The organism is Blautia sp. An81 (assembly GCF_002161285.1).
Taxonomy (GTDB): Bacteria; Bacillota; Clostridia; order Lachnospirales; family Lachnospiraceae; genus Blautia; species Blautia ornithocaccae.
Window position 1 is genome coordinate 1 of sequence record NZ_NFHH01000033.1, and the last position, 23,068, is coordinate 23,068.

The 23,068-nt window shown below is 42.1% G+C and carries 20 protein-coding genes and 1 pseudogene; 5 read left to right on the plus strand and 16 right to left on the minus strand.

The genetic code is table 11. The annotated features are described in order from the left end of the window. Window positions 1-198 precede the first annotated feature (198 nt). From B5G33_RS18575 to B5G33_RS18590, 4 genes are all read right to left on the minus strand, one after another. Window positions 199-1,551, minus strand: a complete 1,353-nt coding sequence (locus tag B5G33_RS18575; protein WP_087418723.1) for a transposase — start codon at window positions 1,549-1,551, stop codon at window positions 199-201. A 94-nt stretch (window positions 1,552-1,645) separates the two neighbouring features. Then, the gene (locus B5G33_RS18580) at window positions 1,646-2,827 is read right to left on the minus strand and encodes an MFS transporter (RefSeq protein ID WP_087273535.1); all 1,182 of its coding nucleotides are present in this window, start codon (window positions 2,825-2,827) and stop codon (window positions 1,646-1,648) included. Window positions 2,828-2,830: 3 nt separating this feature from the next. Then, complete coding sequence (locus B5G33_RS18585; protein ID WP_087273537.1) at window positions 2,831-5,014, minus strand: alpha-galactosidase; 2,184 nt, start codon at window positions 5,012-5,014, stop codon at window positions 2,831-2,833. A gap of 17 nt (window positions 5,015-5,031) precedes the next feature. After that, window positions 5,032-5,832 (minus strand): HAD family hydrolase, encoded by an 801-nt coding sequence (locus tag B5G33_RS18590; RefSeq protein WP_087418724.1) that lies wholly within the window; start codon window positions 5,830-5,832, stop codon window positions 5,032-5,034. Between the two features lie 149 nt (window positions 5,833-5,981). Here B5G33_RS18590 and B5G33_RS18595 point away from each other — a divergent pair, with 149 nt between their 5' ends. Further along, window positions 5,982-6,824, plus strand: coding sequence for an AraC family transcriptional regulator (locus tag B5G33_RS18595; protein ID WP_087418725.1), 843 nt, complete (start codon window positions 5,982-5,984; stop codon window positions 6,822-6,824). A gap of 118 nt (window positions 6,825-6,942) precedes the next feature. Here B5G33_RS18595 and trhA read toward each other — a convergent pair whose 3' ends face one another. The 3 genes from trhA to B5G33_RS18610 form a co-directional block, all read right to left on the minus strand. Then, window positions 6,943-7,605 carry a PAQR family membrane homeostasis protein TrhA gene (trhA, locus tag B5G33_RS18600; RefSeq protein WP_087274905.1) on the minus strand — a complete coding sequence of 221 codons (663 nt, stop codon included), beginning with the start codon at window positions 7,603-7,605 and terminating at the stop codon, window positions 6,943-6,945. A gap of 235 nt (window positions 7,606-7,840) precedes the next feature. Beyond that, a complete protein-coding gene (locus tag B5G33_RS18605) occupies window positions 7,841-9,646 on the minus strand; it encodes an amylosucrase (RefSeq protein ID WP_087418726.1) in 1,806 nt (601 codons plus the stop codon). A 126-nt stretch (window positions 9,647-9,772) separates the two neighbouring features. Next, the gene (locus tag B5G33_RS18610; RefSeq protein WP_087418727.1) at window positions 9,773-10,753 is read right to left on the minus strand and encodes a LacI family DNA-binding transcriptional regulator; all 981 of its coding nucleotides are present in this window, start codon (window positions 10,751-10,753) and stop codon (window positions 9,773-9,775) included. 254 nt (window positions 10,754-11,007) lie between these two features. Between B5G33_RS18610 and B5G33_RS18615 the strand changes: the two genes are divergently transcribed. The 3 genes from B5G33_RS18615 to rbr all read left to right on the plus strand — a co-directional run bounded on the left by B5G33_RS18615 (window position 11,008) and on the right by rbr (window position 12,771). After that, the gene (locus B5G33_RS18615) at window positions 11,008-11,415 is read left to right on the plus strand and encodes a Fur family transcriptional regulator (RefSeq protein ID WP_087418728.1); all 408 of its coding nucleotides are present in this window, start codon (window positions 11,008-11,010) and stop codon (window positions 11,413-11,415) included. Window positions 11,416-11,543: 128 nt separating this feature from the next. Then, on the plus strand, window positions 11,544-12,086 hold the full coding sequence (locus B5G33_RS18620; protein WP_087274909.1) for an NADH peroxidase: 543 nt from the start codon (window positions 11,544-11,546) through the stop codon (window positions 12,084-12,086). A gap of 148 nt (window positions 12,087-12,234) precedes the next feature. Beyond that, entirely contained in the window at window positions 12,235-12,771 is a 537-nt protein-coding gene (gene rbr / locus B5G33_RS18625) for a rubrerythrin (RefSeq protein ID WP_087418729.1), read from the plus strand. A 128-nt stretch (window positions 12,772-12,899) separates the two neighbouring features. On the opposite strand, the gene B5G33_RS18630 is transcribed toward rbr, so the two are convergent. The 3 genes and pseudogenes from B5G33_RS18630 to B5G33_RS22490 form a co-directional block, all read right to left on the minus strand. Further along, window positions 12,900-13,085 (minus strand): hypothetical protein, encoded by a 186-nt coding sequence (locus tag B5G33_RS18630; RefSeq protein ID WP_087418730.1) that lies wholly within the window; start codon window positions 13,083-13,085, stop codon window positions 12,900-12,902. Between the two features lie 71 nt (window positions 13,086-13,156). Then, a pseudogene (locus B5G33_RS22800) lies at window positions 13,157-13,404 on the minus strand (ROK family protein); the annotation flags it as partial. Then, the gene (locus B5G33_RS22490; RefSeq protein WP_158229656.1) at window positions 13,400-13,561 is read right to left on the minus strand and encodes a hypothetical protein; all 162 of its coding nucleotides are present in this window, start codon (window positions 13,559-13,561) and stop codon (window positions 13,400-13,402) included. The gene B5G33_RS22490 and the pseudogene B5G33_RS22800, both read right to left, overlap by 5 nt. 96 nt (window positions 13,562-13,657) lie before the next feature. Between B5G33_RS22490 and nagA the strand changes: the two genes are divergently transcribed. Next, window positions 13,658-14,761 (plus strand): N-acetylglucosamine-6-phosphate deacetylase, encoded by a 1,104-nt coding sequence (nagA, locus tag B5G33_RS18640; protein ID WP_087418731.1) that lies wholly within the window; start codon window positions 13,658-13,660, stop codon window positions 14,759-14,761. A 56-nt stretch (window positions 14,762-14,817) separates the two neighbouring features. Here nagA and B5G33_RS18645 read toward each other — a convergent pair whose 3' ends face one another. The 6 genes from B5G33_RS18645 to B5G33_RS18670 form a co-directional block, all read right to left on the minus strand. Further along, window positions 14,818-16,245, minus strand: coding sequence for a response regulator transcription factor (locus B5G33_RS18645; protein WP_087418732.1), 1,428 nt, complete (start codon window positions 16,243-16,245; stop codon window positions 14,818-14,820). 13 nt (window positions 16,246-16,258) lie between these two features. Further along, window positions 16,259-18,037 carry a sensor histidine kinase gene (locus B5G33_RS18650; RefSeq protein ID WP_087418733.1) on the minus strand — a complete coding sequence of 593 codons (1,779 nt, stop codon included), beginning with the start codon at window positions 18,035-18,037 and terminating at the stop codon, window positions 16,259-16,261. Beyond that, window positions 18,034-19,641 carry an extracellular solute-binding protein gene (locus B5G33_RS18655; protein ID WP_087418734.1) on the minus strand — a complete coding sequence of 536 codons (1,608 nt, stop codon included), beginning with the start codon at window positions 19,639-19,641 and terminating at the stop codon, window positions 18,034-18,036. Before B5G33_RS18655 ends, B5G33_RS18650 begins: the two co-directional genes overlap by 4 nt. 91 nt (window positions 19,642-19,732) lie before the next feature. Beyond that, window positions 19,733-20,560, minus strand: a complete 828-nt coding sequence (locus tag B5G33_RS18660; RefSeq protein ID WP_087418735.1) for a carbohydrate ABC transporter permease — start codon at window positions 20,558-20,560, stop codon at window positions 19,733-19,735. Window positions 20,561-20,565: 5 nt separating this feature from the next. After that, entirely contained in the window at window positions 20,566-21,492 is a 927-nt protein-coding gene (locus B5G33_RS18665) for a carbohydrate ABC transporter permease (RefSeq protein WP_087418736.1), read from the minus strand. 83 nt (window positions 21,493-21,575) lie between these two features. Further along, a complete protein-coding gene (locus tag B5G33_RS18670; protein ID WP_087418737.1) occupies window positions 21,576-22,979 on the minus strand; it encodes an ABC transporter substrate-binding protein in 1,404 nt (467 codons plus the stop codon). Between the last annotated feature and the right edge of the window lie 89 nt (window positions 22,980-23,068).

Genomic DNA, 23,068 nt, shown 5'->3' on the forward strand with positions numbered 1-23,068 from the left:
CAGTTTTGAAAGGTAAAAATATATCTGCCTGCTTTAGGATGGAGAGTTTTCTAAAAAAACGGGTTATCTACATTCTCCGGCTTTTCCATTGGTTTTATCCACTTCCATTGGAAAGACCTCCCCCTTTTTTCACTTTTTGTATATATTTGCTATATATTTTCCCTCTTGGCAGGCATCACTTCCTTTGCTATACTTATCTTAGTTGTATGACGATCTATCTTCATCAACTGGAAATATATCTTCTTTTGTTTTCTGCTGTCCCAGGCTTTCTAACAAATCAGAAGATATATTTTTTTGCTTCTTTTCAATCCCGTTTTTCTTCAGATAATAATGCTCATACAGCTGTTTCATAAAATCTGATATCTGTTCCATCAGATAATGGTTCTTCTGTGCCTGGTCATCCCAGCTGCATGTATGGGTAATGCTCCCCTGCCAGTTCTTCTGCCGGTTAAATCCCTCATTCTCTATTTTCCACCGTTTTCTCCCTGTTTCTGCCATCTTTTCTGCATTCCCTTTCGTGATCTTCATACTGCTCAGCCATTGGAATTCCCTTACGCTTCCCTCCTCTTCTTCCCGGTATCTTAATACGTTCACCTGCCTTCCCTCATGATCGATATCATTCACGAATTCTGCTTTCCCTGCTCTTCCTTTTTCCGGTATCTTTTCGTATTCTTCCGCTATACTTGGTATGCTCCCCTTTTTATAGCGGATCAGAAACTCCCACTTATATTCCCTGCACAGTTCCATGACCGGGTTTGACGCATACAGACTGTCTGCCAGCAGCAGGATCGGCAGCCGCGGAAATCTTTTCTTGATCCGCTCCGCCAGCCGAAAGAATGCTTTTGTTTCACAATCCTGTTTGATCTCTTCTGCACTCATGTTTTCCTGTCGTTTCCGGTCTTCCCCATTGTTTTCGATGAACTCGCTTCCTATGCTGGCTACCAGTTTTTCGCCGAAATAGATCTTTGCCTCCAGCACATCCCGGTGATACAGCGTGATCTCTTTATCCGTCCCTTTATTGCTGCACCGTTCCAAACAGTGTTCATTCAGTTTCCTCTGTCCGCAGTAAAGCTGTGTCCCATCTACGATGACCAGCCATTTCTTCTTATACCTTGCATCCTCAAAACTCCGTTTCCGGATCAGGTGGTATACCAGATCCTGCTTGATCTCTTCCAATTCCATTGGATCCAGTTTTTCCAGGTATTCATTCTCTGTTACATGGTGGGGGAGATATTCCCCGGCTTTTTCGCCCATGAACACAGACAGGTTTTTAGAGATCGTCTCATCATTAAACCGTTCCGTCATTTCCTGCATACTGTCAATTCCTGCGATCCCCTTATAATATAAGGTCCCCAGCATCATCCGATTGGAATATGTGATATAGCTGGGATGCCGGGGATCTTTTGTCTGGGAAAATTTCCAGAAGAGCTGGCTGTAAAATCTGTTTTGAATCTTATTCAGTTCTCCAATTGGATTTTTTTCAAGTTTCTTTTGTATTCTTCGTTCTTTTCTTCCCATTTCAACCTCACTGCGAAAAAGTTTTTTTGTCATATTTCTATTTTCGCAGTGAATCCATGTGTTTTCAATAGGTTTTAGTGCGAATTATTTTTACCTGTCAGAACTGCCTTACATTTTTTCGGATAATTTATCGTCTCTGTTTCCTGTAATACCACATAGAAATCAGGGTTCCTATAAAAGCTGCAGAAGCAAGGAAATTATAGCCGGTCTCAATATTGAAATTTTCCGTCAGCACGCCTACCGCCCAGGGAAAAAGAGTCATTCCCACAGCGTAGACTGCCTGGAAAAATCCCATAGCTGTAGAATTCTTCTCCCTTGGAACTTCCTTCATGGATTCTGACGTTAAGTAAGAAAGAAGGATACCTGTTGACATTCCAGGGAATGCCTGGAGTACAAAAATCGCATAAATATTTCCCACTGCCGGCACCAGAATACAGTAAACCGCCGTAAGGAAAAATACCAGAGGCACATAAAAGGCCGGCCCTTTTTTCTCACAGAGGTCTGTAGAAGCAAACTGGGCGGAAACAACTGCTGCTATCATATAGAAAATAGAAGCACAGCCGATAAACAGGGCCGAAGCCCCCAGGTTCTCCAGAATCTGGGTAGTAAAGGACATGGCAGTTGCCATCTGGATTCCCTGCTGTATCAGGGCCAGAAAGGCAAACAGGATTAAGCGCTTATTCCCACATACGGAGAGATAACTCCCTATTCCGGGCCGTTCCTCCTTTTTCCCCTTTACAGGAACCAGGTCTTCTTTTACAAAAATCCCTCCTGTAACTCCGGCAATTCCGGCGATAACTCCCGCACCGCAGAGAAATGCCATTCCCATCTTTCCATAGAAGCAGGAGCTAAATACAAAGGCAAGACACATGCCCAGGTTACAGGCCATGATTACCTTGCTGGTAGCTTTCTGCTGCTCCTTTTTGGAAAAGTAGTTGGAATACATTACCATGTAGGCAATCCACATAGACGCAGCAGATCCGGAAATCAGATTTGCAGCCAGAAATCCCGGTCCTGTAGGAACAAGGATTCTCACAGCACAGGCAAGACCGGCAAGACCGGCTCCCAAAATAACAAAAATCTTATGTCTTCCCGCATAGTCCGCCAGAACTCCCAGAGGAAGCCGGAATATCAGCTGGGTAATTCCATAAGCCCCCACAATGGTTCCTGTAAATCCTGCAGCCACACCTGCTCCAGTCAGGAAAGGCGTCTGATAGGGAATATGAAGGTACAGGGCAAACCAGAAAAGAACTACCACCACCAGAAGGAGTCCTTCTCTGGAAATACCTTTTTTCTTTTGTCTTCCCATAGCTTATTCACACTCAACCAGATGAATCTGTACAGCCTCATAGTCATCTGTCACTATAGGCAGGAGATAACCTCCATTCATCAAAGCTGCTCCTGATAAATTTAATTCTGTCCCTTCAACATGATAAATGGCTTCTGGTTTCAGCCCTCTTGCATAGACAAACTGGAAAGGAGGATTGGCTTTTGTCCGAAGGACCACTGCGTTAAGCAGAGACTCTTTCTGGTCTGGAGATACAAACTGCCATGCCACATAGTTAGACTTTGTGCCGTCGTCAGACAGTCTGTAGTAGTCTCCATTCTGGATCAGATCATAATATTTCTTAAATTCTTCAATCTGCTCCTTAACAATCTCTTTTTCTTCCTGACTCATCTCTGTAATATCCAGCTCATAACCAAAGGTTCCTGCCATGGCAACCACACCTCTGGTCTTCATGGATACGCTTCTTCCCGTCTGGTGATTAGGGCATACAGACACATGGGCGCCCACTGTAGATACCGGATAAGCAAAGGAAGTACCGTACTGTATCCGAAGCCTCTCTATGGCATCTGTGTCATCACTGCACCAGATCTGAGGATGATAATACATCATTCCCGCATCAAATCTTCCGCCGCCGCCGCTGCAGCCTTCAAAGAGCACATTTGGAAATCTCTTTGTGATTTTTTCCAGGAAATCATATAACCCCAGAATATATCTGTGGAATACCTCTCCCTGTCTCTCTGGAGGAAGTTCAGCAGACCATACATCGGTCATGTGACGGTTTGCATCCCATTTTACATATTCAATATTCGCGCTTTCCAGGATTTCACACATTCTGTTAAAAATATGTTCTCTTACGTCTTCTCTGGAGAAGTCCAGCACCAGCTGATTTCTTCCTCTTGTAAGGGAATGTCCAGGCACCTTCAAAGCCCAGTCCGGATGTTCTCTGTAAAGATCACTGTCCTCTGATACCATTTCCGGTTCAAACCAGATTCCAAATTTCAGACCGATTTCATTTACGCCGTCTACCAGCCTCTTCAGACCTCCCGGCAGTTTGGTTTCGTTCACCACCCAGTCTCCCAGTCCGCTGTTATCATCGTTTCTCTTTCCAAACCATCCGTCGTCCATAACCAGCATCTCAATACCCACTTCTTTTGCCTGTCTGGCAATCTCCAGAAGCTTATCTGTGTCAAATCCAAAGTAGGTTGCCTCCCAATTGTTGATCAGAATAGGTCTCCTTGCATTCTTGAATTTTCCTCTGCAGATATTCTGGCGGATTGCTTTATGGTAATTTCTGGACAGTTTTCCCAGACCTTCTGAGGAAAAGGACAGCAGCACTTCCGGAGCAGTGAAAGCCTCTCCCTCTTCCAGAAGAAAATCAAACTGGGTGTCATGGATACCCATGGTGAGACGGGTATTATTTGCCTGGGAAACTTCTGCTTCAGCCTGGAAATTTCCGCTGTATACAAAGCAGGAGCCCCAGCACCAGCCGCTGTCTTCTGTAGTATCCTGTTTTGCCAGGATTACAAAAGGATTGTACTGATGGCTGGAATATCCTCTTCTGCTTCCAATGCCCTGTACTCCGTGGTGAAGATGGCTTCTCTCCATTACACGTTCCATAGCGTGACGTCCGTAGAACTGGATAAAGTCCATATCTTTCTGATGGAAATCCAGACACATAGAATAAGCTCTTCTAAGATGAACGCTCTCGCTGCCTTTGTTGATGACCTTGCAGGCTCTGGTAATAATATCCAGGTTTTCAAAAACTCCGTAATAGAGGATAACTTCCACATGTCTGTGAATATCTCTCAGAGTAATCTTAAGGGTCTCTGCTTTCTCCTCTCCCTGGTACATGGCAGGGAGCCCTTCCAGAGCATACTTTCCTTCCAGAATTTCATGATCAATATATTTCAGGTTGGTTACCTGGCTTCCATCTGGATAAACTACACGGAGGCAGTAATCCCTGTAGTCTCCTGTTCCATAGCCCGGATATTCCAGAAGCTGAGTATCCAGGGAAAATCCTCTGTCGTCAATCCCCTCTGGATTTCCGGAAAATCCTCTGTCAATAGTCCTTCCCAGATAGGACATATCCGTGTCCCCTACGCTGGGACCATAATATGTATGAAACAAGAATCCTCTGTCTGCCTTCATCTGATATGCAGAATTTTTTGTTTTCAGTGTAAATACATTGTCTTTGCAGGTTATTGCCATTTTTGTCTCCTCCTGTTTTATTCTTTGATCAGCCCGAAATGTTTCATGGCCTCATAAATACCATCTTCTTCAATATCTTTCGTCACATAGGAACAGCATTCCTTAATAGACTCCTGGCTGTTTCCCATAGCAATGCTGTTGGGCACTGCCTCCAGCATGGAGCGGTCATTCTCACTATCCCCGAATACATAGCAGTCTTCTATGCCTTTTCCCAGATGCTGGCAGAGGAACCGGATTCCTGTAGCCTTGGAATAATCTCTCTGCACCACCTCATACATATTGTATCCCCTGTCTATGCACAGAAAATACCTGGAAAGATATTCTTTTAATTCCTGATTTTTTCTTTCTGGTTTCAGTATTACCAGAAGCTTATCAAAGACCTTCTCACTGCCCTGTATCACTTCTTCAATATCTCTTCCCTGAAGTTCAAATGCATCCTGAGCTCTCTTTATCCAGCCCTCTTCGTCGGGCACCTGATGGTCAAAATAAATGGCGTCGGAAGCCTCATAAAACACAGGGACCTTATACTTTCGCACTGTCTCTGCTATCTGAGTGCAGAACTCATTGCTCAGCTTCACTGAAAGCAGTTCCTTATTCCCCAGGAAAATGTTCGTACCGCAGCCGCATACATATCCATCAAAACCAAGGCTGGTGATTTTTTCTAGAAGGCTTGTTCTTGTTCTGCCTGTATTTATAAAAAGCAGATGGCCTTCCTCCCTGGCCATTTTTATGGCTTTTCTGGTACTTTCAGGAATCTTTCCGGTGCCTTCTGTAATCAGCGTGCCGTCTATGTCAAAAAACAACAGTTTCTGTTCCATTGTCCGTTCTCCTTTGCTGACTCATTGCTGTTCTCCGTTTTTTATTATATAATCTTATCAGAATAGAATCTATCTTTTTTTATATAATTTTATTGTTAAATTGTTGCACGATTAAATACCTGCACCAATATTGCCAAAGGAGTTCGTTTATGGAAAAAAAATCAACCTCCAGGCAGGCCTCTCTCACCGTTTATTTCTGTGGAAAAGAAGAGTGTCAGCCCGGACATTATTTTGGTCCTGCCGTCCGCCCTCATTATCTTATCCATGTAATCCTGGAGGGAAAAGGCATCTTCCAGAAAAGCGGTGTCACTTATTCCCTGAAAAAAGGAGATGCCTTTCTCATTCCCCCCATGGAGTCTACTTACTATCAGGCAGATAAGGAAAATCCCTGGAGCTATGCCTGGGTTGGCTTTGACGGAAGCGCATGTCCGGAAATTCTGTCACAGACTGTGTTTTCTGATTCCTTTATTTATCAGAATCCCGGCAGCAATATCTCTGCTCTTCTGGCCTGTATGGAACGGCTTCTGGCCTCCTTTCGGGAATCCCATGGCCGTCAGTTGGAGCCCATGGGAAATCTTCTTATGTTACTTTCCTTTATGCAGAATCCCTCTCCGGAAAAAAGCCGGGATTTTTCTGATGAATATTTCAAAGCAGCCAGAGAATATATAGAGCACAATTACAGTTATGATATCCGTATCTCCGATGTAGCAAGACATGTGGGAATAGACCGGACTTATCTGTACAAAATATTCATGGAACATGGAAAAACCTCGCCTAAACAGTACCTGCTCTGGCACCGGCTGCGAATGGCTGTACAAATGCTCTGTTCCACAGATTATACCATTACAGAAATCGCTCTGTCCTGTGGATTTAAGGACGCTCCTTCTTTCTGTAATTACTTCAAAAAGCACATTGGTTTTACTCCCAGAGCCTTTCGAAAAGAATTTCAGGACCAGGGAAAGACTATTCCCGTAAACAATAAATTACTGTAATTTTCAAAAAGGAGCTGTCCCATTAATCATATATCAGGAATATTCCTGATTTTGGTTAACGGGACAGCTCTTTTATTTTCACTATCCTGAAACATATGAACGAATAATTGCCAGCCTATCAAACACCTACCGGCATCACAAAGAAATACATGACGATAAAGTGACAGATGCTTCCTCCCATGACAAAAAGATGAAAGATTTCATGTGAGCCAAAATTTTTATGCCTGGAGTTAAATATAGGCAGTTTCAAAGCATAAATGACGCCGCCTATGGTATAAATCAGTCCTCCTGCAAGAAGCCATCCGAATCCTGCCGGAGAAAAAGCTTTTACAATAGGCACAAATGCAAATACGCACAGCCATCCCATTCCGATATAAATTACGGAAGAAAACCACTTAGGGCAGGTAATCCAGCAAGCTTTTACAATAATTCCTATCAAGGCCACCGCCCATACGGCTCCACAGAGAAGATATCCGGTCCTTCCTTCCAGGGTAATCAGGCACACTGGGGTATAACTTCCAGCTATCAGTATAAAAATCATCATGTGATCCATTTTTCTCAGCCGCCGGTTTACCTTCTCCGTAGAATCTACCGTATGATAAATGGTGCTGGCTGCATAAAGCAGAATCATGCTCAAGATAAAAATACTCATTGCGATCATATAGATGCTGCCCGGTTCTCTGGCCGCTTTAATAAGCAAAGGCGCTGCTGCTATAATTGCCATAATGCAGCCTATAAAATGGGTAATAGCACTTCCCGGATCCTTGATTTTAAATTTCATACTCACCACTCCTGTTCTTGACGTTGCTGTTAATAGTATATTCCGAAATTTCATTTAGTATTATAAAGTTTATTATGTAGTTTTAAATACTACATCTGGTTATTCATTATACTACAGCAGACTTTCGTAAAAAGCAAGGGTGAGTTTTTGTATTTTTTTCTTTTTTTCTAAAAATAGATAGGACTGTTGTATGAAACAAAGTCCAGCATCGTTTCATACAACAGTCCCGTTCTTCTTATATTAACCACAGATATTCATAAGGACCCAGTACGATATTTTCCCAAAGACGCACGGTCTTTCCCTGAATCAGGTCATGAAGCTCTCCCGGCAGTCCAAACCAGTTCACAGTATTACAGTCTACTACCTGTTCCCTCTCGCTGAAATTTGCCAGTACCAGCATCTTATCCTCTTTGTGGAATCCAAACACAGCTTTGTTCTGGGTATCCACTGGTATAGAATGGAGTCTGGAAGAAAATACTTCATGGCTCTTTCTGATTTCTATCATCTCTTTAATTCTGCTGAAGATAATGCCTTCCACAGTACTCTGGTCATGACGGTTTGCAGCCTTATCCCAATCCATAGGCGGACGGTGGAGCCATCTGGAATCATGGGAGATTTCCGAATCTTTTTTATACTCCCACCAGTTCAGCTGGCCAATTTCATCTCCGCTGTAGAGAAGAGGGATACCTGTATAAGAAATAATAATGCTGTTCAGAAGAAGAATTCTCTTCACGGAAAGTTCCAGCTTATACCGGTCTTTCTCCACTACAGCCTCTTCCAGTCCGCACATAGAAGCCATGGTTCCGCTATTTCTGGCATCCAGTGTCTGAGGATTAAACTCATACAGCTCTCCTCTGGAGAAACTTCCCGGGAATTTTCCTTCCATAAACTGGATAATAAACTGCTTGTGAGCCTCTGGGTCCATTCCCAGATCCCGGATAATATTAGTCTCAAATCCCCATCCGATATCATCATGGCACCTTGCATAATTAATCCAGACTCCGTCTTCAGGAGTGCCATAGTCAATGGCAAGAGATTTCTCCATAAGTCTTACATCTCTGGTAGCCAGAGAGTTCCACAATAGGACCATAAGAGAAGCGTTGTACATAATGTGACATTCCTTTTCCTCAGGAGATCCGAAATACTTCACGATTTCATGAGGCTCTACTATAGCTTCTCCCAGGAAGATAACAGAAGGGCATACTTCCTCGACGATCATCTCGTACATTTTCAAAAGCGTATGAACCTGGGGAAGATTCATAGAATTTGTTCCCAGCTCCTTCCACATATAAGGAATAGCATCCAGGCGGAAAATATCAATACCCTTATTTGCCAATGTAAGCAGGACCTCAGCAATCTTATTAAACACATTGGGATTTTTGTAGTTCAGGTCCCACTGGAACTCATAGAACCTGGTCATAACATATTTATTGATATCTTCGTAGTAAGTAAAGTTCTTCGGCGCCACAGAAGGGAAAATTTCAGTCAGTGTTTTCTCATATTCTGAGGGAATACCATAATTGTCAAACATATAGTACATATCCTCATAGCCCGGCTCATTTTTCTTGGACTTCTGAGCCCATTCATGCTCTTTCGCCGTATGGTTCAGCACAAAGTCAATACAGGTCCGGATCCCTTTTCTCTTTAACTTTCCTACAACTCTTTCCAGCTGCGCCATTGTCCCCAGGCGCTTATCCACGTTCAAGTAGTCAGCTACCGCATATCCTCCGTCATTCTGGCCTTCCCTTGGCTGAAGCAAAGGCATAAAGTGTACATAGGTTACACCCAGGTCACTTAAATAGTCAATCTTTGACTCAAACTTCTTTAAGTCCTCACTGAACTTATCCACATACAGCATGATTCCCACCATCTGCTCTGACAGATACCAGGAATTTCCCTTTTTATCCTGCCGCTTCAATTGAGGGCTTCTGCTTGCTTTGGCTGTTTCCATGATGCTTACCAGCTGGTCATAAAAAAAGTTCGTGATTCCGTTTTCTCCGTAGAGTCCGTAATATAGACTCTTCAGCCTGTCCATTGACATATTTTTTTCTCCCTTCTATACATTCTTATTTATCATGTTCTGCTAATTGCCGATTTCTTGTGGAAACCTTTCCATAAGTTAAATATAAGGATTCCACTATGCTTTGTCAATCCCCGTCTTTCTTTTTCAGCAGGTTTCCCCCTGCTGCCACCGGATTTCCGTTATCTTATCCTCTACCTCCTCTTCTCCCTGGATTTTCCTTGTCAGAATATCTGTAAGTTCCAGGGAAATTTTGTCAATCTGCTGTACCACAGAACTGATTCTCGGAAAAACGCTTCTGGTTCTCTCTGTGCCATCATAGCTGATAATCTTCAGTTCTTCCGGTATCTTCTTTCCAAAGCGTTTTCCTTCCCACAGAAAAGCCTCTGCCAGAGGGTCTGAGGCAAATACGCCGTCTATATCCTGATACTTCTTCAGACATTCCGCAGCCTTTTCAGAATAATGCCTCATGTCAAATTTATCCTGGCTGATATAATCTTCCAAAACCTGGATTCCCTGAGACTCCAAACAATCCTTCAGCTCTCTGTGGGCCAGCCCTACGATTATATGTCCCTCTCTGGCATCCTCTCCATAAATACTTAATACCTTTTTACAGCCTTTTTCCATAAAATGTTCCGCTGCCATCCTGCCTGCTGCCCTGTGGTCCGATCTTACCATAGGGATATGCCCTCCGAAATCTCTGTCAAAAGAAACGATCACCCGGCTGCTCCTTAAATAAGCTTCGTCGTTAAAAGAATGAGTTGCGGTTATAATGCCGTCTACCAGATTATTTTCCAGCATATCCAGATAGTCCTGCTCTCCGTGCTCCATACTGACCGTACAGCAGATCATGGTCTTATATCCTTTCTTATATAATGCGGACTCCAGCTCCTGGACCAGCCTGGAAAAAAAGCAGTGATCCAGTGTCGGAATAAGGATTCCTATAATACCAGAACTGTTCTTTAAGAGATTCTGTGCAAGTACATTAGGCTTATAAGACAACTTTTTTGCTGCCTCCTCTATCCTCTTCTTTGTTTCATGTGCCACATATCCTTTTCCCGACAGAGCCCTGGAAGCAGTTCCCAGACCTACGCCTGCCAGATTTGCCACGTCTTTAATACTTGTCATATCTCAATTCCTTTCTGATTACAGCATATATGTTCTCCGAAAGACTCCAGATAATTCTCCCGTAAAAGCCTTCATATTTAATAAAATATCAAAGATTCTGCCTTCTGACAATACAAGGTTTGCCCCTGGATATCACAGTAAAAATTTTTCAAAATAATACTTGACTAATTTCATCTGATATGATATCTTAATATCAGTAACAATTACTATTATTAATCGTTCAGGACTTCCTGCGATAGAAAGGGGAGAAGCCTATGCCAGCATTAAAATACAGCCGACAGCGGGAATGTATCAGAGAGTTTGTTCAGAATTGTCACGAACATCCTACTGCGGATACAGTCTATGCAGGAATTAAAGAAGAATTCCCGAATATCAGTCTGGGAACTGTATACAGGAACCTTTCTCTCCTGGTAGAGCTGGGAGAGATTGCCAAAATTTCTACAGGTAATGGACCGGACAGGTTTGACTGCAATACCAGACCTCACAGCCACTTTATCTGCACACACTGCCATTGTATCAAAGATATTGAAATGGCTGATATGGACTATATCACCCAGAAAGTCTCTGAAAATTTTGATGGGGAGATCACTGCCCACACCACAACTTTTTACGGTATCTGTAAAAACTGCTTAAATGAAAAAAATTTACAGAAAAGTAGTTGACAGTTTTTCTCTAGTATGTTAGATTTGACATAGAGACAAAATAGTAATCATTACTATTATTAAATTCCTGTAAAAACCTGGCAAAGCCAGATTTTATAAAAATTCTATAAGAAAAGGAGAACAAAGTTATGAAGAAATTTGTATGTAATGTATGTGGTTATGTTTACGAAGGCGACGCTGCTCCTGAAAAATGTCCAGTTTGCGGAGCGCCTGCAGATAAGTTCACTGAGCAGTCTGGAGAAATGAGCTGGGCTGCAGAGCATGTTGTAGGTGTTGCTCAGGGCTCAAGCGAAGATATCATGGAAGACTTAAGAGCTAACTACGAAGGCGAGTGCAAAGAAGTTGGTATGTACCTGGCTATGGCAAGAGTTGCTCACAGAGAAGGATATCCGGAAATCGGTTTATACTGGGAAAAAGCTGCTTACGAAGAAGCTGAACATGCAGCTAAATTCGCTGAGCTTTTAGGTGAAGTTGTTACAGACAGCACAAAGAAAAACCTGGAAATGCGTGTAGAAGCTGAAAACGGAGCTACAGCAGGTAAATTTGACCTGGCTAAACGTGCAAAAGCAGCAAACCTGGATGCTATCCATGATACAGTTCATGAAATGGCAAGAGACGAGGCTCGTCACGGAAAAGCATTCGCAGGCCTTCTGAAGAGATACTTCGGCTAATTTCCAAAACTTTAAAATTGAAACTTTAAAACCGGTCCATAAATGAAAAATTATATTGATTTATGAACCGGTTTTACTACATACAATATTCATTTAAAAATTTGCATGCAGCTATATAATATACATTTAGACTAAGGAGGTTTTTACCATGAGCAAATACGCAGGAACAAAAACAGAACAGAACTTATTGGCAGCTTTCGCAGGTGAGTCCGAAGCAAGAAACAAATATACTTTCTATGCTTCCGCAGCTAAGAAAGCCGGTTACGAGCAGCTGGCTGCTCTCTATCTGGAAACAGCGGATCAGGAAAAAGAACATGCCAAAATGTGGTTTAAAGAATTTCACGGCATCCATGATGTAGCAGCCAATCTGGAGGACGCAGCAACAGGGGAAAATTTTGAGTGGACAGATATGTATGCCCGCATGGCCAGAGAAGCAAGAGAAGAAGGTTTCCCAGAGCTGGCTGCTAAATTTGAAGGAGTTGCCAAGGTAGAAGCTGCTCATGAAAGACGTTATCGTAAACTTCTGGAAAGCTACAAAGCAGACAAGACCTTTAAGGGAGATGCACCTTTAGGCTGGAAGTGCAGAAACTGCGGATATGTACATATGGCAGATGAAGCTCCAGAGGTTTGCCCGGTGTGCGCTCATCCAAAGGCTTACTTTGAAAGAAAAGTAGAAAACTACTAATTTTCAAATTTTTATATCATAAGCCATTCTCATAGATTGTCCTATGATATTAATAATTAACATAAAAGTCCCTGTTAGAAACCCCGCTCCTTCCGGATTCTAACAGGGACTTTTACAGCCTGAAAATATCATCCTTTTTCATCCAAAGCCTCCAGGGTATAGTCATGAAGGGTTTCTCTCCGGAATGAAAGAATGTTTTCTATTCTGTCTATCTGTTCTTCGTCCATCAGAGAATAGCTTTTATTCAAAAGCTCCTGGCAACTGTTTAATACCATTTTTATATGGGGAATCATATTTTTTTCGTATTCTTCCATCTCTCTGCCTCCTGTCCTTTTTGCTCTTTCTCTCAGTGATTTTTCTGTCTTGATTTAAAGTTATAAAATGCTCCCAGCACAACTACTTCCGGGTTTATTACATAGCAAATATTGGCTATTCCCATACCCAGTATCTCTACCATCTGATCAATGGCACGGATACAGTCCTTATCCCCTTTTTTGCATTCTCAAAAACATATTTTCCATTAATGCTCTCCACAGGGATATTTTTGTACTCTGCTGTCTTTTTCACCAAAATACTGCCGGCTCCCAGGTCCTGGAATTCCTCTCCCGGAAGGTGCATATAGCCGATTTCACATCATTTTCAACCTCACATGGAATCTGAAATCTCTGCTCCATGGTCTTTTTGAATTCCGGGACTGCCTTTTTCCATGGCCTCTGTAGGCATTTCTCCGGTGGTGAGAAAACTTCCGTCCTCCTGTAAGCCATGAAAGTTCTTTCTCCTTTTCTTCCATACATTGAAATAATCTCCTGGTGGAATTATAATAAAAGCAGAGACTACAGATTTTCAATAAAAAAACTGCTGACCCAGAACAGAAAAGGAGAATTTTATGATTATCAAAAATGCAATGGTGTTTCAGGAAGATGGAACCTTTCAGAAAAAAGACATCTATTTAGAAAAAGGTTTTTTGGTTTCCAGTGAAGAAGAGGTAACAGATAAGACAGAAATTGACGCTAGCGGTCTAAAAGCAATTCCAGGGCTAGTAGATGTTCACAGCCACGGCGCTTTTGGACATGATTTCTGTGATGCAGACCCGGAAGGGTTGAAGGTGATACTAAAATATGAAAAGGAGCACGGAATCACCTCCTACTGCCCCACCTCCATGACCTTGGCAAAAGAAAAACTTCTGGAAATCTTCGCCTCTGTTAAGGATATGGAAACATCCTCTGACATGGCTAGGATTGCAGGAATTAATATGGAAGGTCCTTTCGTAGATGTAAAGAAAAAAGGTGCCCAGGCCTCGGAGCATATCTGTCCTCCGGATCCGGATTTCTTCCGTCTCTGCAATGAACACTGCGGAAATATCATAAAACTGGTAACCCTTTCACCAAAGGAAGAAGGAGCAATGGATTTTATCCGGGAGCTGAAAGACGAAGTCATGATTTCTCTTGGACATACTACCGCCGATTATAACTGTGCAAAAGCAGCCATGGATGCCGGTGCCGCCCATGTGACCCACCTCTTCAACGCCATGCCTCCCTTTGCCCACAGAGATCCGGGTGTGATAGGCGCCGCTCTGGATACAGAGAACTGTATGGCAGAACTGATCTGCGATGGTTATCACATTCATCCTTCCATGATCCGGGCTGCTTTTAAAATGTTCGGGGAAGAAAGGATCTGCCTGATCAGCGATTCCATGATGGCTACCGGAATGCCTGATGGAACATACGAGCTGGGGGGACAGGCTGTTTATATGAAAGACCGGTTCGCTGCCCTTTCTGACGGCACATTGGCCGGATCTGCCACAAACCTGTTTGACTGCATGAAAAAAGCCATGGAATTCGGCATTCCCGAATCCACAGCTATTTTTGCAGCTACCAGAAATCCAGCCAAAAGCATCGGTATCTATGACAAAGTAGGTTCGATTACTCCTGGAAAATATGCAGATATACTCCTGGTAGATGAAGCATATAACTTAAAGCAGATTTTATAAGCCCCATATTTGTGACAATCGCCGGGACAAGTGTCTTATCACTACCCGGCGTTTTTTCACTGCTTCATACTGGTTTTCATTTTCCTGTACTCCGAAGGGGAGACTCCGCAGATGTTTTTGAAAATTTTCATAAAATGCTTATCGTTTTCGTATCCCACCATTTTTCCCACTTCCTGGATCCTAAGTTCCGTATTTTCCAGAAGTCTCTTTGCCGCTTTAATGCGGATTTCTTTTAAGTAATTGACAAAATTCATTCCCGTATAGTTTTTAAACTCAATAGAAAAGAGAGAATAGTTCATAGAAACATAATTTGAAACCATGGCCATATTCAGATCTCTTGTATAATTTTCCCGGATATACGATACTGCTTCCTGGATTTTTCTCTTATTCTGATCTGAAGAAAATTTCACATCAATACACCCGCCCAGACGTTCCAGCCACATTTTCAGACAGGGTTCATATTCTTCTAATGTATTCCATAAAAGGGGTTCTTCATATGCCAGAATCTCTTTTTCCTGAATCAGTGTTCTGTAAAACACCGCCAGCTTTTTTAATATCTTCTGTATATCATTCAGAAGTTTATACGGGTCTTCTTCCCCATGTCTTGCCTGGAAACACCTGTTCAGTAAATCTTTTACCGCTGTATTTCTTCCCGAACCGGAAAACTGCTGTACAAACTGCTCTGCTTCCTCATCTCCATTTTCATCACGAGATTCTTCTTCATAGAAGCAGAAAAGGCTTCCTGTTACAAAGGCTTTCTTTCTTGCATGTTCTGCCTGTTCAAAAGCTCTTTTGCACTCTTTAAATCCCCTTGCCGGAAGACTGATCCCATAAAATTCCGCCTTTGTCTTTTTTTCCCACTCTCCATAGCTCTTTTCAGGAATAAATAGGGCTTTTTGTTTTCTGACATGATCTATGCAGAAACAGCCTTCCTCCTCGGTCTCCGCACTCCTTTCAGAAAATACTAAAGCCAGATACGGCTCCTCTTGGAAGCATTTTTCCCATTGCCTGATAATTTCCCAGCAGTCGCTTTCCAGAATCTCCTCTGTCAGATAATAACGGAGCTGGCTGTATAACATCTGTTTTTGAATCTGGTAGTTCCTGCAGTTTAATTTCTGCTTTTCTTCCAGCTTTTCCAGTATTTCTTCTATCTTATCCCTTTTCACCGGCTTCAAAATATAATCTGCAACCCCGTGTTTCATCATCTCTACCGCATAGTTAAAGTCTTCATATCCGCTGACCACCACCACATCCGGTTTGTGTTCCAGATTCTCCATTTCCTTTACCAGTTCAATTCCATCCATTTTAGGCATGCGTATATCTGTAAATACCGTATTGATCTTCCGGTTTTTCAGGATTTCCATCGCCTCTTCACCATTGCGGCATTCTATAATTTCTTTAATCTCTACAGAGCTTCTCTGAGCCATAACAGCAATCCCTCTGCGGATCATCTTTTCATCTTCTACAATTAACAATGTATCCATATGAAATTCCTCTCTACTTACCTTTATAAGGAAGAAGTACGCTTACTTTTGTAAAGCATCCCTCTTTCGAATGAATTTTCAGCCCGTATTTATCTCCGAACTGGATTTTAATGCGATCCTGCACATTTTTCAGTCCGATTCCGTTTCCTGAACCGCCGCTGGCCTCAATTTCTCCACGGATCTTTTTTTCAAGGATGTCCATCTGTTTTTCGTCCATTCCTATACCGGAATCCGTAATAGAGATTTCAAACTCTTCTTCTTTCCGCAGTGCTTTAATATAAATTGTAGCATCTTCTCCCATTTCTACGATCCCATGGCAAATTGCGTTCTCTACAATGGGCTGCAGAGACATTTTGGGAATTTCCTGTTCGTAAATATCCTCCGGAATCTTTATGGAAAGAATTATGGTAAAGTCGTATCTCAGATTCATAAGCTGTATATAATTTTTTATGTAAGCGATTTCCTCCTGGATAGTAACATTTCCGGACACCCACTTCATGTTATAGCGGAAAAGCTCTCCGAGAGAAGTCACTGCATCAGAAATTTCAAACTCCTCGTCAATCTCCGCCATCATTTTTATACATTCCAGTACATTATAAATAAAGTGGGCATTGATCTGATTCTGTAATGCCTTGATTTCTGTATTCTTGATCAGCATTTCCCGGTCCAGCTTCTCCTGCATTAACACCTCTATACTGTCCAGCATAGAATTAATCTGGATTCCCAGTTCTCCCATTTCATCTTTTCCCTTCACCGGTATCCGTTCTTCCAAATTTCCTTTTCTGATCTTCCGTACCACTCCCAGCACATCGTAAAATTTTCTTAAAAGAAGACTTACCGATTCATCTATAAGCAGTACAAGAAGCACAAACAGCAGCAGCATAATCACCAGTATTTTTCCCTGCTGCCAGATAATACTTTGTATCTGCTGGTCTATATTCACAAGCAGTATATAATTTCCTGACAATTCCCTCACCGGCTGAGAAAAAATCATCACTTCTTTTCCCTGGATTTTCGTATGGACATATGATTCTGTCCCGGTCTTTTTTGCTTCCTCTACAATAGATTCTTTGCTCTTTTCCCATGTAGATTTTTCTTTATCTCCAGAAGAATAAATTTCTCCGCCTTTTTCTACAAAACCTACCCAGCTTTCATTTCCGGATTCATACATACGGGGAAACATGTCTTCCATGCCCACTGCAACTTCCAGTATTCCTACTTTCGTTCCCAGGAAATCTGTAATCTCACTGGTCAAAGCCATCAGCTTTTTTTCCTGTTTCTCTTCCAGAAAATCTTCATAGCCGATCTGCCAGGATCCAGATGCCGGACTTTTCTTCCAGGAAGCTTCATTCAGCCTGTCCTGATGGTAGAGCACAGGCATCATCTCGGGGAATGTATTGTTATTCGCATAAACACGGATCTGATATAAATAGGGATTACTGTTTATAAAGCTTTCTAAAAGTGCAATATGTTCCTTTGAAAATTCCACATAATCCTCTGCTGGTATTTCTTCATTCCGATTCAATTTTTCCAGAAGCTCCACAAGCTGTCTGTCATTCATAATCACCTGTGTAGACATATTTACAGATTCTATCATTTTCTGAATATCTGCATAGTCTTCCACCATCCTCGCTTTTGTTTCAGATACCATTTCATTAATCCTGGTCTTATTTGTATAGGTAAAAAATGACATTATAAATACCAGCAATGGAACGGCGATCAGGCATAGCATGGTAACTGTAAGCTTTCGATTTAATTTAAGTTCGCTGAAATACTTCTTTATCTTTTTCATTCCTCTATTCCAAGTCTTTCCTTATTTGACTGAAAAACACGTTCTGCAGACCGGCAAAATTCTTCATAGCCTTTGTTTTCTCTCTCTGCACAGTATTTCTCAAGAATAATATCGAATTCTTCTTCACTCTTGGCCAGCAGAAGTTTTGGAAGATATTTGGACCACAGTTGCAGAAGCTGGTTATAGATGGCAAGGCTTCTGCTGTCTTCTCCAAAATTCATATCGTACTGGCCTGTATAAGCGGTATAAGGATAGGTCCATTTTTTCATATCGTTCACGCAGGAAAACTCATTTCCTCTCCACTGGATTTCCGCCACACTGTCCTTCAGCATCCAATATGCATCTGCCGCTCCATATAATTCATCATATTTTTTTCTGTCTGTATTTAAAAGTTCCAAAATTTCCGGTTTTGTTATAATCTCTCCGTCCCTGACCTGATACATAGCGCCTTCCACCCCATAATAAAGGGTTTTTTGTCCCTCTTCGCTAAGCATATAAGTCATCATTTCCAGAGCTTTTTCCGGATGTTCGCAATTCTTTGAAATATAGGTTACGGTCCAGCCGTTTATTCCCCTCACCGGAAGTACCGGATCATCTCCCCTTGAATTTTTCGGGCCGTCTACTGCTATATAGATCCTTTCCGGATCCTCCTTAAAGATTACCTTTTCCTGGTCCTCAATATCGGTACTCTGATATAAAAGACAAAAATATCTTCCGTCTCTGATTTTTTCCTCCAGCTGGGATCTTTTATCCACAAAAATATCATTCTTCAAATACCCTTCTTCCCCCAGTTTTCGAAAAACTTTTAGCCACCTGATATATTCCGGATCTGTATTTCTGTCGTAATATTTTCCATCCTTCTCATATGGAACAGCTAAAAAGTTCTGAAGGTATACGTCAAAGGAATTATTACCTCTGTCTGTAAATTCATCAGCTCCCACAGGGATCAGTGATTTTCCGTCTACCACAGGAAACATCTCCGCAGCCTTTTTCACTGCTTCTTCAAATCCTTCCGGCGTAGTCATATCCGGACTGCCTATTGCCTCATAAATATCTTTTCTCACGAGAAAATTCTGATTTGAAGGTACCTCGCTGTTCTCCGTATAGTCCTGATAAGTATAAGAATAATTGGGATATCCGTAAATATTTCCATCTTTTCTTGTATACCACTCTACTGTGTCCTCATTTGCTTCTGAAAAAAAGGCGCTGTCATATTTTTCTGCCAGGATATTCAGGGCATAAACCTGCCCCTTTGAGATCATCTCCTGTCCTTCCGGCCCCCACCATCCTACTGTGATCATATCCGGAAGAGTATCTGATTCGATCATAGAACGGATTTTCTCTGATTCATTCCCCTTGGGTACCACAAAGTTAATATCTACTCCTGTTTTCTTGGTGATTTCCTGGGATACCAGACTTTCCCCCCATTCTGTGGCAAACCAGGAAAAGTTAATATACCAGTCCAGAGTAACCATTTTTTCTTCTGCTGCCGTCTCTTCCTTCTCTGAAAGTTCATTCCAGTTTCGCATCATATCTGTTATGTAAAATAAAAGAGCCACAACTACCACTGCGGAAATTATCAGAATAATCTTCCTTTTTTTCATATTTTTCTCCCAATATCCTCTTTCTTTTATATACGACAATAACCGACTTTCCATAAAACATGGATCGTCGGTCTTGTCTCTATATCTTTCTCTATTCTTTTACACCGCCGGCAGAAATACTGCTGATGATATATTTTGAACAGAATGCAAATACAATCAGTATCGGTATGACAGAAATTGCAACCGCCAGATAGATAGCACCCTGATTTGCAGTAATATCTGTAGATGAATTCAGTGATGCAACCATAACAGGAAGTGTGAATTTATCCGGACTGTTCAGTAAGATCAATGGTGTCAGATAGTTGTTCCAGTTTCCAATGAAAGTACCGATAGACATCGTTGCAATTCCCGGTGACATTAACGGCAGGATAATCTTGTGGAAAATCTTGATTTCTCCCGCTCCGTCCATTCTGGCTGCTTCCAGCAGTGCCGGCTGGATAGAAGCCTCGCAGTACTGTCTTAAAAAGAAGACAATACCGGGAGCTGCAATTGCCGGAACGATCAAAGGAATATAAGAATCCACCAGATTCAGCATGGTAACCAAGTCATAAAAACCAAGAAGGCTCAGCTGGCTTGGAATCATCATAAATACAACGATGATCACGCTGAGAAGCTTATTCCCTTTGAATTTATAAACAACCAGCGCATAAGCTGTCAAAGAAGAAAAATATCCACTGAGCAGGGTAGCAGGAATTGCTACCATTAAGCTGTTTGCCATACCTTTAAACAGATTGAAGTATCCGGATACGATCTGCCAGTTTTCCGCCAGCGCCTGTCCCGGTATCAATGTAAAGGATGTTACGATCTCGCTTCCTGTACGGGTGGCATTTACCATCATCAAAAGAAAAGGAAACAGACAGAGAACGGCAAGCGCAGTCAAAGCAATATACAAAATTGATTTTTTAATTCTAAATGCCATTTTGTTTATCTCCCTTCATTTTTATTTTTTCCGTACATCACCTTAAACTGGATAACAGATACCACCAGAATGATGACGAACAGGGTGTAGGCAATAGCGGATGCAAATCCAACCTGATTTGTCTCGAATCCGAATTTATACAGATACATAACCACTGTCTGTGTACTTCCTGAAGGATTTCCAATGGTACCTCCGCACATCAGGAACGGCAGATCGAACATCTGGAGACCTCCGATCAAAGAAGTAATACCTACATACAGCAGAATTGGTTTCAAAAGCGGCAGTGTGATCTTAAGAAAAACTTTCCATCTGCCGGCTCCGTCGATTGCAGCGGCTTCGAAATAATCTTTGGAAATCCCCTGCACACCTGCCATCAGCATAATGAATGAGTTTCCGAACCACATCCAGGCGCCGATCACAGAGATCACATAAGGTGCGGTAGCTGTGGAACCCAGCCAGTCTACCGGACTTCCCATAATTCCTGCTCCTGTAAGGATCTGATTGATTGTTCCGTATTTCCAGTCCAGCAATGTTTTGAACAGGAAAGCAACAGAAGTTGCCGCAATCAGGTTGGGCAGGTAGAACAGCGCACGGTAAATGCTCAGTCCTCTTACTTTATACTTAATGTCACTGAAAATAATCGTCAGAAGGAATGCCAAGCCAAGCTGAAGCACGATATTTACGCCCCAGATCTTTATGGTATTCCATAAATCTCTCCAGAAAAATTTATCTGTCAGTACCCTTTCGTAATTCTGAAGTCCTACGAAAACCGGGTCTCCAAAACCTTGATAGTCTGTAAAACTCAGATATAATGTACGAAGGACAGGATACAGATTAAATATCAGAAAGACAATGACAAATGGAGCTACAAATAAATACCCCATTTTATTTATATCTCTTTTTTTGCTTTTTACAGCTTTTTGAGATGCCATAATGATTCTCCTTTCCCCCATTTACAGGCAACTGCCGCAATAAACATATTCTGTTTAATGCGGCAGTTTTACTTCTTTATGCCTTATCTGTCAACTTCAATTTCAGGATATGTAGATTCAACAGTATCATAGAAGTTGTTGATTGCTGTCTCTTTATCCATTTCTCCTGTTTTTATAGAGGTGATCGCTGCCGACCATGCATCGCCGATAGCTTTATCATATTTTGTCACTTTGGAATAGTCGATTCCCTCTGCCTGTTCCAGGAAGAACTCATAGAGCTTCTGTCCGCCGTAAATCTCATTTGCATCTTCTTTATGTTTCTCAATAGTAGGAATCCAGGATACTACGTCACCCTGGGAAGTCTCGATCCACCAGTCAAGTGTGTCTTCATTTGTAGTTACAAACTGAATGAAATCCCATGCCAGGTCTTTCTTTTCACTTAAAGAGTTGATTCCAAGGAAGGTACCTCCGCTGAATCCATAAGCAGGACCTGCACAGACTCCCCACTTGCCTGACAGATCACCTACATGATCTCTCATAGTAAGAACTCCCCAGCTTGGCAGACCATAAGCAAATACTTCTGTAGTCTGTCCGCTTTCAGAAGCTTCCTGCATCTGTTCTTCATTCCAAACGTCTGTAGAAGAATCAATCACAGGGATGGGGCCGCTCATTCCCTGATACCAGGTGGTTGACCAGCTTGCTACATATGCAGTCATATCTTTCTGATACAGGTCAATACAAAGATCCATGTAATCTTTTCTTCCCTGGTCTACATTCAGTTTTCCATCTACAACCCATGCAGAGTCGCCAGCAAAAAATCCAAGTTCTCCGTCAGATGCGAAGATCTTATATCCTGCATTTTTCAGTGTTTCACCAGTCTGTAAAATTGTCTTATAATCTTTAAAATACTGACCGATCTGTTCCGGATCTTCTGTACCGAATACTTTCTGGGCAATATCTCTTCTGTAGTAGATTGCAGCCGGTGTAATCTGATAAGAGATAGCTCTCTGTACGCCGTCAGCGTCCTGTCCTGCTTTCCATACATAGTCTACCATATTATCCGCATACTGCTGTGCATTATATGGATCCTGGTCCAGGTCTTCCAGATAGCCAGCCTCATACATTGTATCCAGCATCTGAGGTTCTGCAACAATAATATCCGGTTCTTTTGCTTTTCCTCTCATTGCTGACTGGATTTTTGTCAGATAATCCGCCGGAGCAATAACCACTGTTTCAATCTGTGTGTCTGGATTCTGCTCACAATAATGCTCAGCAAACTGTTTCAAATCGTCCGCCAGTGTCCATATTACCAGTTTGTTTTCTGCATCCTCACTTCCTGCTACTGCTTTGTCCTCTGCTTCTGCAGCCGCTTCATCTGTGCCTGCAGCTGCATTGCCGCCGGAAGAACTTCCCCCACTGTTTCCGCACGCAGCCATAGAGAAAGTCATGAGTCCTGCCAGAGCCAGAGCAAATACTCTTCTTTTCATACCTTTTGGTACCTCCTTTTTCTCTGAAATTTTATAAATTTATTATAAAATTCCATTTTCTCCAAAAAAATGGTTCAAATTTTTTTAAG